The organism is Staphylococcus sp. TE8 (genome assembly GCF_000692055.1).
In the GTDB taxonomy this organism is placed as follows: Bacteria; Bacillota; Bacilli; order Staphylococcales; family Staphylococcaceae; genus Staphylococcus; species Staphylococcus capitis.
Genome location: NZ_JMGB01000001.1, coordinates 1301569 through 1310956, shown reverse-complemented (window position 1 = coordinate 1310956; position 9388 = coordinate 1301569). Strand labels below are relative to the sequence as shown.

The 9388-nt window shown below is 36.2% G+C and carries 8 protein-coding genes and 27 tRNA genes; all 35 read left to right on the top strand.

Annotated features, from left to right (window positions below):
• Nucleotides 1–7 precede the first annotated feature (7 nt).
• The 35 genes from CM54_RS06355 to CM54_RS06190 all read left to right on the top strand — a co-directional run bounded on the left by CM54_RS06355 (nt 8) and on the right by CM54_RS06190 (nt 9377).
• Nucleotides 8–83: transfer RNA gene (locus tag CM54_RS06355), tRNA-Val, on the top strand.
• 18 nt (nt 84–101) lie between these two features.
• Nucleotides 102–177, top strand: a tRNA-Thr gene (locus CM54_RS06350).
• Between the two features lie 6 nt (nt 178–183).
• Nucleotides 184–259, top strand: a tRNA-Lys gene (locus CM54_RS06345).
• Nucleotides 260–267: 8 nt separating this feature from the next.
• Nucleotides 268–350: transfer RNA gene (locus tag CM54_RS06340), tRNA-Leu, on the top strand.
• A 3-nt stretch (nt 351–353) separates the two neighbouring features.
• Nucleotides 354–428, top strand: a tRNA-Gly gene (locus tag CM54_RS06335).
• 10 nt (nt 429–438) lie between these two features.
• Nucleotides 439–527 (top strand) — tRNA-Leu (locus tag CM54_RS06330).
• Between the two features lie 15 nt (nt 528–542).
• Nucleotides 543–616 (top strand) — tRNA-Arg (locus CM54_RS06325).
• A gap of 9 nt (nt 617–625) precedes the next feature.
• Nucleotides 626–699: transfer RNA gene (locus tag CM54_RS06320), tRNA-Pro, on the top strand.
• Between the two features lie 17 nt (nt 700–716).
• Nucleotides 717–792, top strand: a tRNA-Ala gene (locus CM54_RS06315).
• A 24-nt stretch (nt 793–816) separates the two neighbouring features.
• Nucleotides 817–890 (top strand) — tRNA-Met (locus CM54_RS06310).
• A 28-nt stretch (nt 891–918) separates the two neighbouring features.
• Nucleotides 919–992 (top strand) — tRNA-Ile (locus CM54_RS06305).
• Between the two features lie 9 nt (nt 993–1001).
• Nucleotides 1002–1091: transfer RNA gene (locus tag CM54_RS06300), tRNA-Ser, on the top strand.
• Between the two features lie 10 nt (nt 1092–1101).
• Nucleotides 1102–1177 (top strand) — tRNA-Asp (locus CM54_RS06295).
• Nucleotides 1178–1215: 38 nt separating this feature from the next.
• Nucleotides 1216–1308 (top strand) — tRNA-Ser (locus tag CM54_RS06290).
• 10 nt (nt 1309–1318) lie between these two features.
• Nucleotides 1319–1392 (top strand) — tRNA-Met (locus tag CM54_RS06285).
• A 13-nt stretch (nt 1393–1405) separates the two neighbouring features.
• Nucleotides 1406–1481 (top strand) — tRNA-Asp (locus tag CM54_RS06280).
• Nucleotides 1482–1499: 18 nt separating this feature from the next.
• Nucleotides 1500–1572, top strand: a tRNA-Phe gene (locus CM54_RS06275).
• Nucleotides 1573–1580: 8 nt separating this feature from the next.
• A tRNA-Thr gene (locus CM54_RS06270) sits at nt 1581–1656 on the top strand.
• A 6-nt stretch (nt 1657–1662) separates the two neighbouring features.
• Nucleotides 1663–1746: transfer RNA gene (locus tag CM54_RS06265), tRNA-Tyr, on the top strand.
• 7 nt (nt 1747–1753) lie between these two features.
• A tRNA-Trp gene (locus tag CM54_RS06260) sits at nt 1754–1827 on the top strand.
• Between the two features lie 2 nt (nt 1828–1829).
• Nucleotides 1830–1902 (top strand) — tRNA-His (locus CM54_RS06255).
• Nucleotides 1903–1913: 11 nt separating this feature from the next.
• Nucleotides 1914–1985, top strand: a tRNA-Gln gene (locus CM54_RS06250).
• A gap of 5 nt (nt 1986–1990) precedes the next feature.
• A tRNA-Cys gene (locus CM54_RS06245) sits at nt 1991–2064 on the top strand.
• Nucleotides 2065–2071: 7 nt separating this feature from the next.
• Nucleotides 2072–2146, top strand: a tRNA-Gly gene (locus tag CM54_RS06240).
• Between the two features lie 13 nt (nt 2147–2159).
• A tRNA-Gly gene (locus CM54_RS06235) sits at nt 2160–2234 on the top strand.
• Between the two features lie 16 nt (nt 2235–2250).
• Nucleotides 2251–2325 (top strand) — tRNA-Gly (locus CM54_RS12570).
• Between the two features lie 40 nt (nt 2326–2365).
• A tRNA-Leu gene (locus tag CM54_RS06230) sits at nt 2366–2448 on the top strand.
• A gap of 246 nt (nt 2449–2694) precedes the next feature.
• The gene (locus CM54_RS06225; RefSeq protein ID WP_002434721.1) at nt 2695–3753 is read left to right on the top strand and encodes a PTS transporter subunit IIC; all 1059 of its coding nucleotides are present in this window, start codon (nt 2695–2697) and stop codon (nt 3751–3753) included.
• A 143-nt stretch (nt 3754–3896) separates the two neighbouring features.
• A complete protein-coding gene (locus tag CM54_RS06220) occupies nt 3897–5354 on the top strand; it encodes an ABC transporter substrate-binding protein/permease (RefSeq protein ID WP_023350042.1) in 1458 nt (485 codons plus the stop codon).
• A complete protein-coding gene (locus tag CM54_RS06215) occupies nt 5347–6069 on the top strand; it encodes an amino acid ABC transporter ATP-binding protein (protein ID WP_037549768.1) in 723 nt (240 codons plus the stop codon). Before CM54_RS06220 ends, CM54_RS06215 begins: the two co-directional genes overlap by 8 nt.
• A 121-nt stretch (nt 6070–6190) precedes the next feature.
• Nucleotides 6191–7354, top strand: coding sequence for a tRNA epoxyqueuosine(34) reductase QueG (gene queG, locus CM54_RS06210; RefSeq protein ID WP_087671673.1), 1164 nt, complete (start codon nt 6191–6193; stop codon nt 7352–7354).
• Nucleotides 7355–7356: 2 nt separating this feature from the next.
• Nucleotides 7357–7827 carry a tRNA (uridine(34)/cytosine(34)/5-carboxymethylaminomethyluridine(34)-2'-O)-methyltransferase TrmL gene (trmL, locus tag CM54_RS06205; RefSeq protein WP_037549766.1) on the top strand — a complete coding sequence of 157 codons (471 nt, stop codon included), beginning with the start codon at nt 7357–7359 and terminating at the stop codon, nt 7825–7827.
• A 180-nt stretch (nt 7828–8007) separates the two neighbouring features.
• Nucleotides 8008–8607: a 6-phosphogluconolactonase gene (locus tag CM54_RS06200; protein WP_037549763.1), complete on the top strand. Its 600-nt coding sequence runs from the start codon at nt 8008–8010 to the stop codon at nt 8605–8607.
• A gap of 27 nt (nt 8608–8634) precedes the next feature.
• Complete coding sequence (locus CM54_RS06195) at nt 8635–8814, top strand: SAS053 family DNA gyrase inhibitor (RefSeq protein ID WP_002434789.1); 180 nt, start codon at nt 8635–8637, stop codon at nt 8812–8814.
• Between the two features lie 164 nt (nt 8815–8978).
• Nucleotides 8979–9377, top strand: coding sequence for a hypothetical protein (locus CM54_RS06190; protein ID WP_002453579.1), 399 nt, complete (start codon nt 8979–8981; stop codon nt 9375–9377).
• The last annotated feature ends 11 nt before the right edge of the window (nt 9378–9388 follow it).

The following is a 9388-nucleotide window of genomic DNA, read 5'->3' as shown; positions in this document are numbered from 1 at the left end:
TATACTTGGAGAATTAGCTCAGCTGGGAGAGCATCTGCCTTACAAGCAGAGGGTCGGCGGTTCGAACCCGTCATTCTCCACCATTTATAACAATTAAATTTGCCGGCCTAGCTCAATTGGTAGAGCAACTGACTTGTAATCAGTAGGTTGGGGGTTCAAGTCCTCTGGCCGGCACCATCTATAGAGCCATTAGCTCAGTTGGTAGAGCATCTGACTTTTAATCAGAGGGTCAGAGGTTCGAATCCTCTATGGCTCACCATTAGATACGCGGGTGTGGCGGAATTGGCAGACGCACTAGACTTAGGATCTAGCGCCTTCACGGCGTGGGGGTTCGACTCCCTTCACCCGCATATGCGGAAGTAGTTCAGTGGTAGAACACCACCTTGCCAAGGTGGGGGTCGCGGGTTCGAATCCCGTCTTCCGCTCCATTATAACTGTGCCGGGGTGGCGGAACTGGCAGACGCACAGGACTTAAAATCCTGCGGTGAGAGATCACCGTACCGGTTCGATTCCGGTCCTCGGCACCATCTTTTATATTGTATGCGCCCGTAGCTCAACTGGATAGAGCGTTTGACTACGGATCAAAAGGTTATGGGTTCGACTCCTATCGGGCGCGCTTATTCTACGGGAAGTAGCTCAGCTTGGTAGAGCACTTGGTTTGGGACCAAGGGGTCGTAGGTTCGAATCCTGTCTTCCCGATAGTACATATTAATTTTGGGGGCTTAGCTCAGCTGGGAGAGCGCCTGCTTTGCACGCAGGAGGTCAGCGGTTCGATCCCGCTAGTCTCCACCATTATTAATTTACAAACTACATAACGGCGGTGTAGCTCAGCTGGCTAGAGCGTACGGTTCATACCCGTGAGGTCGGGGGTTCGATCCCCTCCACCGCCACTACTTATTAGTTGTAGAATTATATTTAGGACCTTTAGCTCAGTTGGTTAGAGCTAACGGCTCATAACCGTTCGGTCGCAGGTTCGAGTCCTGCAAGGTCCATATAATTTTGGAGGAATACCCAAGTCCGGCTGAAGGGATCGGTCTTGAAAACCGACAGGAGCTTAACGGCTCGCGGGGGTTCGAATCCCTCTTCCTCCGTTTTATAAATGGTCCCGTAGTGTAGCGGTTAACACGCCTGCCTGTCACGCAGGAGATCGCGGGTTCGATTCCCGTCGGGACCGCCATTTTTAATTAATTTAATAGCGATTTACCTATAAATAATGGAGGAATACCCAAGTCCGGCTGAAGGGATCGGTCTTGAAAACCGACAGGGCCTTAACGGGCCGCGGGGGTTCGAATCCCTCTTCCTCCGCCATTATTATTATCGCGGGATGGAGCAGTTCGGTAGCTCGTCGGGCTCATAACCCGAAGGTCGGTGGTTCAAATCCGCCTCCCGCAATATTTTCTTTATAGGTCTCGTAGTGTAGCGGTTAACACGCCTGCCTGTCACGCAGGAGATCGCGGGTTCGATTCCCGTCGAGACCGCCATTACGATATATTTATTATGGTTCAGTAGCTCAGTTGGTAGAGCAATGGATTGAAGCTCCATGTGTCGGCAGTTCGACTCTGTCCTGAACCATTTAGCACGCCGGCCTAGCTCAATTGGTAGAGCAACTGACTTGTAATCAGTAGGTTGGGGGTTCAAGTCCTCTGGCCGGCACCATCTCTTGGAGGGGTAGCGAAGTGGCTAAACGCGGCGGACTGTAAATCCGCTCCTTCGGGTTCGGCAGTTCGAATCTGCCCCCCTCCACCATCTAAATAGGGGCATAGTTCAACGGTAGAATAGAGGTCTCCAAAACCTTTGATGTGGGTTCGATTCCTACTGCCCCTGCCATGGCGGTTGTGGCGAAGTGGTTAACGCATCGGATTGTGGTTCCGACATTCGAGGGTTCGATTCCCTTCAACCGCCCTTATTATTAATGGGCTATAGCCAAGCGGTAAGGCAACGGACTTTGACTCCGTCACGCGCTGGTTCGAATCCAGCTAGCCCAGTTATTGGCGGCATAGCCAAGTGGTAAGGCAGAGGTCTGCAAAACCTTTATCACCGGTTCAAATCCGGTTGCCGCCTCCAGGATTAAGCGGGAGTAGTTCAACTCTTAGAACACGTTCCTTCCCGGAACGAGGTATAGGTGCAAGTCCTATCTTCCGCTCCATTAATTTTTATATGCGGGAGTAGTTCAACTCTTAGAACACATTCCTTCCCGGAATGAGATATAGGTGCAAATCCTATCTTCCGCTCCATATAATTTAATATTAAGCGGGAGTAGTTCAATTTTTAGAACACGTTCCTTCCCGGAACGAGGTATAGGTGTAAGTCCTATCTTCCGCTCCATAATATGCTTCCATAGGGAAGTTTTTTATTTATCTATTGAGCCGGTGTGGCGGAATTGGCAGACGCGCGGGACTCAAAATCCCGTTCCTTTTTGGAGTGTCGGTTCGATCCCGACCACCGGTATAATTTTATATTCTTTTAGGAACTTTTAGAGTGAGAATGTTGTTAAATCAACGTTTTCACTCTTTTTTTAATACTATAATAAATACGAATATGATTATCAGAACTTAATGTGTTAAAGAAGATATTAACCTGAAAAATAAAAAAATACTAAAACACCCTTAAATTTTTACTTTTTCTAAATTTAGTTATTGTTAATCATACTTATCTATAATACTATTAATCTAATGCAATTGTTGGAGGTACATCATGAGTCAATCTCAATTTAGTGGAAAATCATTTTTTAACAATATATTAAATGCTGTAGGGGCGGGGGTAGTTGTTGCTCTATTACCTAATGCATTATTAGGTGAATTACTCAAGTTATTTAAAGAAGGAAATCACTTATTAGAAACTATATTCCAATTAGTAACTGTTATTCAATCATTTATGGCTTTTATAATAGGTGTGTTAGCGGCGCATCAATTTAAATTTAAAGGAGCAGGAGCTGCAATGATAGGTACTTCTGCTATATTAGGTTCTGGAGCTATACAGTTTAGTAATGGTGGCATAGCTTTAAAAGGTATAGGAGATATTATTAATGTCATTATTGTGGTCGTTATCGCTTGTGCCATTTATATGTTTCTTGAGGGTAAACTTGGTTCATTTGAAATGATTATACTACCGGTATTAGTACCCGTAGTTAGTGGAGCGATAGGTTTAATGACACTCCCATATGTTCAAATCATTACTAAATCTATTGGTAGACTCATTAATGGTTTTACTGAATTAAACCCATTATTAATGTCTATCCTTATATGTGTGACATTTTCTTTATTGATGGTTACACCTATTTCTCTCGTAGCGATAGCTACTGCTATAAGTTTAACTGGTTTAGGTAGTGGTGCTGCAAATATGGGTATTGTTGCAGCATGTGTAACGTTTTTATTTGGATCACTAAGAGTCAATTCAATCGGTGTCAATTTGGTCCTATTAATTGGTGCAGCTAAAATGATGATACCTGTCTATTTGAAGAACTTAATTATTGCTATTCCCTTAACACTAAATGGGATTATTTGTGGTATAGTAGCGTATCTTTTAAATATTAAGGGGACACCATTGTCAGCTGGTTTTGGTTATACAGGTCTAGTTGGACCGATTAATGCGCTTAATCGAATGTCTGGTGATACGTCTTTCAATATTATTTTATTGATAATTGGTTATTTTGTTGTTCCATTTATTGGTGCGTTTATTATACATCATTTATGCAAAAGATTTATTCATTCATATAGCGATGAAATCTATAAATTCGAAATACCAAAAGAATAAATTATTATATGCATGCGAGCAATGTTTCATGGTAGTATCTATTGAAACATTGCTTATTTTTTTGTCTTTCTTCAAAATTAAATTGCATTATTATTAGTAATTATGTATAATAATGTATATTTATTTAGGAGGGCTCATAAAGTATGTACAAAATTATTAAAATTCTTATAGTCATTACACTACTTTTAGGCTCTGCAATTACATATATAAATCCAATTGCTAGTGCTGAAGAAGATTCTAATTGGAACAAGATTAAACAACGTGGTGAACTTCGTGTTGGATTATCTGCTGATTATGCACCTTTAGAATTTGAAAAAATAAAAAATGGTAAAACTGATTATGCAGGTGTCGATATTGAGCTAGCGAAGAAAATAGCCAAAGATAATCATTTGAAGTTAAAAATTATTAATATGCAATTCGATAGTTTATTAGGGGCATTAAAAACTGGAAAAATTGATGTCATTATATCTGGTATGACTACAACACCGGAAAGAAAAAAGGAAGTAGATTTTACCGAGCCGTATATGATGACAAATAATGTAATGTTAGTTAAAAAATCAGATAAAAATAAATATAAAGATTTGAAAGATTTCACAGGTAAGAAAATTGCTGCTCAAAAAGGAACTGATCAAGAGAAAATAGCTCATAATGAAATAAAAGATAGTCAAGTATCCTCTCTAAATCGATTACCTGAGTCAATTTTAGCTCTTAAAAGTGGTAAAGTTGTAGGAACAATTGTTGAAAAACCAGTAGGAGAAGCGTATTTAAAACAAAATCCTGAATTAGAATTCGCTGATGTAAAATTTAATGAAGAAAAGAAACCTACATGTATAGCAGTTCCTAAAAATTCGCCAATTTTACTAAAGCATTTAAATCAAACTATTGATGAAGTAAACAACAAAAACCTTATTGATAAGTATATGAATCAAGCTGCTCAGGATATGCAAGATGATGGGAATTTCTTCACAAAATATGGAAGTTTCTTTATTAAGGGAATTAAAAACACTATTTTAATCTCATTAGTAGGCGTTATTTTAGGTTCTATACTAGGTGCTTTTATCGCATTATTGAAAATAAATAAATTTAAACCATTATCTTGGTTAGCAAGTATTTATATTGAATTCTTAAGAGGAACACCAATGTTAGTACAAGTATTTATTGTATTCTTTGGTACCACAGCAGCACTTGGCTTAGATGTTTCCGCACTTATATGTGGAACAATAGCACTTATCATAAATTCATCAGCTTACATAGCAGAAATTATTAGAGCAGGTATCAATGCTGTGGACAAAGGTCAGATGGAGGCAGCAAGAAGTTTAGGTTTAAACTACATTCAAACTATGAAGTCGGTCATTATGCCTCAAGCGATTAAAAATATTTTACCAGCTTTAGGAAATGAATTTGTTACGCTCATTAAAGAATCATCGATTGTTTCAACTATTGGTGTAGGCGAAATTATGTTTAATGCTCAAGTTGTTCAAGGTATTTCATTCGATCCTTTTACACCTTTAATCGTTGCTGCAGTTCTATACTTTATTTTAACGTTTGCATTATCACGCATCATGAGTTTAGTTGAAGGGAGAATGAAAGCTAGTGATTAAAATTAAAAATTTGAACAAAAAGTTTGGAAATCATGAAGTTCTTAAAGATATTAATCTAGAAGTTTCTCAAGGAGAAGTAGTTGCTATTATAGGTCCTTCAGGTAGTGGTAAAAGTACGTTGTTACGTTGTATGAATTTACTTGAAACACCTACGAAAGGACAAGTTATTTTTGAAGGTAATGATTTAACTCATAAAAATGTTCATTTAGATGAATTACGTCAAAAAATGGGGATGGTATTTCAAAACTTCAATCTATTTCCTCATAAAAAAGTGATAGATAATATTATGTTAGCACCTAAGATGTTACTTAAAGGGGATAAAGAGCAGTTAAAAAATACCGCTTTAGCTTTATTAGATAAGGTAGGTTTAAAGGATAAAGCAGATGCATATCCTAATCAATTATCTGGAGGACAGAAACAAAGGGTTGCCATCGCTAGGGCATTAGCCATGAAACCAGATGTTTTATTATTTGATGAGCCAACATCTGCGTTAGACCCGGAGGTTGTAGGAGATGTATTAAAAGTAATGAGAGATTTAGCTAAAGATGGAATGACTATGGTAATTGTTACGCATGAAATGAACTTTGCTAAAGAAGTTAGTGATAAAGTGATTTTTATGGCAGATGGCGTTGTAGTGGAATCAGGTAAGCCAACAGCAATTTTTGAACATCCTCAACAAGAAAGAACTCAAAATTTCTTATCTCGTGTATTATAATAAGCTGATATTTAAATTAAGATAGAACGTAGAAATCTTTCACTATGTCATTGATTTCACTTCTATCTTTTTTTAGAAAAATAAAAACTCACAACGTTATCCTATTTAAACATGTGTTAAAATGACATATGTAATTTTATGTGAGGGGGCAAAGCTTGTGGATTACAAGCAGTTAAAAAGAGAGATTATCGACTATGCCCATTCGATTGGCATTGATAGTATAGGTTTCACAACTGCAGATCCATTTGATGAGCTAAAACAAAAATTGGAAAGCTATCATTCAAAAGGTTTTGCATCTGGATTTGAAGAATCAGACATCGCTCTAAGAACTGAACCTAAACTAAGTTTACCGAGTGCGCGTTCCATTATCGCAATCGCTGTAGGTTACCCAAATAAATTAAAAGGTGCACCTAAAAGTGTAAGAGGTGATCGACGTGGCATGTTTGCGCGAGCTTCTTGGGGTCAAGATTATCATACAATTATGCGTAAAAGACTTGATAAATTAAGTGAATTTCTACGAGAAAAGGTACCCGATGTCGAGATACAGTCTATGGTAGACACTGGTGTACTTTCAGACAGAGCTGTAGCAGAACGCGCAGGATTAGGATTTGTTGGTAGAAATGGATTTGTTATTTCTCCAGAATTGGGGACTTGGACTTATTTAGGTGAAATGTTAGTGAGTATACCTTTCGAACCAGATGATCCTATTTTAGACAGTTGTGGAGACTGTACAATCTGCGTTGATCGTTGTCCTACGGGTGCATTAGTTGGTAATGGTCAGTTGAATAGTCAAAAATGTATAAGCTTTTTAACCCAAACAAAAGGTTATCTACAAGATGAATACCGTTATAAAATAGGAAATCGTTTATATGGTTGTGACACATGTCAACAAGTGTGTCCTAAAAATAGAGGTATTAATACTCAACATGATGATATAGTACTTGAACCGGAAATCCTAAAACCACGTTTAGTTCCTTTATTGCAAATGAGTAATAAAGAGTTTAAGAACACTTATGGTCATTTGGCTGGAGCGTGGCGAGGTAAAAAACCTATACAAAGAAACGCAATTCTAGCTTTAGCGCATTTTAACGAGGAAAGTGCCATACCAGAACTAAAAGAAGTTGCACTTAATGATCCTAGACCTATGATTAGAGGTACAGCTTATTGGGCTATAGGTCAAATTCAAGGTGAAGACGCAAAGGCTTTTATTAATGAAAATTATGAAAAAGAAATAGAGGAAGTTCAAGTAGAAATGAAAAAAGGCTTGGACATGAGGAGAGACTGAATATGACAAATCATATTGTATTATTTCAACCAGAGATACCTGCTAATACTGGAAATATAGCTAGAACATGTGCTGGTACTTTCACACATTTACATCTTATTAAACCCTTAGGTTTTAGTACAGATGATAAAATGTTAAAAAGAGCTGGGTTAGACTACTGGGAGCATGTAAATATTACATATCATGAAAGCATTGAAGAATTTTTTGATAGCACTGAAGGTAATTATTACTTGTTAACTAAATTTGGCAAACAAACTTATAGCGATTTTGATTTTTCTAATACAATAGAGAATCATTATTTTATTTTTGGAAGAGAAACAACTGGGCTTCCTGATTGGGTAAAAGAGAAATATGCTGATACCGCTTTAAGAATACCAATGAGCGATAAAATTAGATCATTAAATTTATCTAATACGGCTGCACTATTGATTTATGAAGCCTTAAGACAACAAGAATTTCCAAATCTTTCATAATTAAATTTTATTTTTTAAAAATATATAAATGTCATCATTTAGTTAGAAATGTTATATTTAATCATGAAGTACTAACATTAATCTGAATTTACTTGGTTTGATAAATTGTTTAAAAGGGTATACTTGAAATTAATATCAACCATTCTATGTAAAGAGCAAACTTAGAGGAGTGTAATTAATATGGCAATGAACTTTAAAGTATTTGAAAATAGTGAAAGAGTAGCAGAATATGCTGCAGATATTATTCGTAAACAATTTAATAATAATCCAACTACAATTGCAGGTTTTCACTTAGAAAAAGATCACGCACCTGTATTAGATGAACTTAAGAAAAATGTAGATACGCATGCTGTAGATTTCAGCCAAATTAATATTTTAGATTATGATGATAATAGATCTTATTATGAAGCATTAGGTGTACCTGAAAGCCAAGTGTATTCAATTTCTTATGAACGAGATGCAATTGATTTTATTTCAGATAAAATGAAAACTAAAGAAAATAAAGGTAAATTAATCCTTCAAGTTCTTTCAATTGATGAAAGTGGCAAGTTAGATGTAAGTGTACGTCAAGGCCTTATGGAAGCTAGAGAAATCTTCTTAGTTGTTACAGGTAGTAATAAACGTGAAGTTATTGAAAAACTTTATCGTGAAAACGGCAAATCTAGTTATGAGCCAGCAGATCTTAAAGCACACCGCATGGTAAATGTTATTTTAGATAAAGAAGCGGCTGCAGGATTACCTGAGGATGTTAAAGAATACTTCACAGCACGTTATGTTTAATCAATAAACTATGTGAGGGATTTTATAATGAATAAAGAACATGAATCTAAATTGAATTATCATGAAGAAGAAAATGCTATGGTTACAGATTTAGATGATTTAAAAGAATTAGGAAAAGAAATGGAACAAATTTCAGAAGAAAATGATGAAGATAAATTAAACCAATCTCATGATGAAGATGTTCGTTCTGACCTTAATAATGAATAATAATTTATTTGACTCCAATAAGCTAGCTTTTATTAGTTTATTGGAGTTCTTTTTAAATTTATTAATTTTTAGTTTTAAATTTTCATCTACTATAACAAAGTTCCACCTCATTATGGAATTGTGATAAGATACTAAATAGTGAATAATTCAAGGAGATTCAAAATATGTTAGGAAAATATTGGCTACATTTGATGATAGCAACCATCATTATTAGTTTAATTTCAATTAAAGCGTTTCCGCTTGCTTTAGGAGCTCTCTATTTACCCTTACTATTTAAAATTGTTCAGCTTCAATTAAACCTCTCAAAGGGTTTAATCGATGATGTGAGTGCTCAAACTTTTATTAAAAGTAATCAATCCGGCGTTGTAATCAGTGTTATTTGCTGTTTAGCCATTACAGGTATTCTTATCTATACACTTAATAGCTTTTATAATAGCTTAACTGGATTTTTAGGGTTTTTAGTTTCAATTAGTCCATTCACTATTGCGTTAAGTGTAATTTTATTTATTTTAACAGCTATAGCAATTGTACAAGCTATTAAAAGTAAATATAAAAATGCTTAATTCATTATATA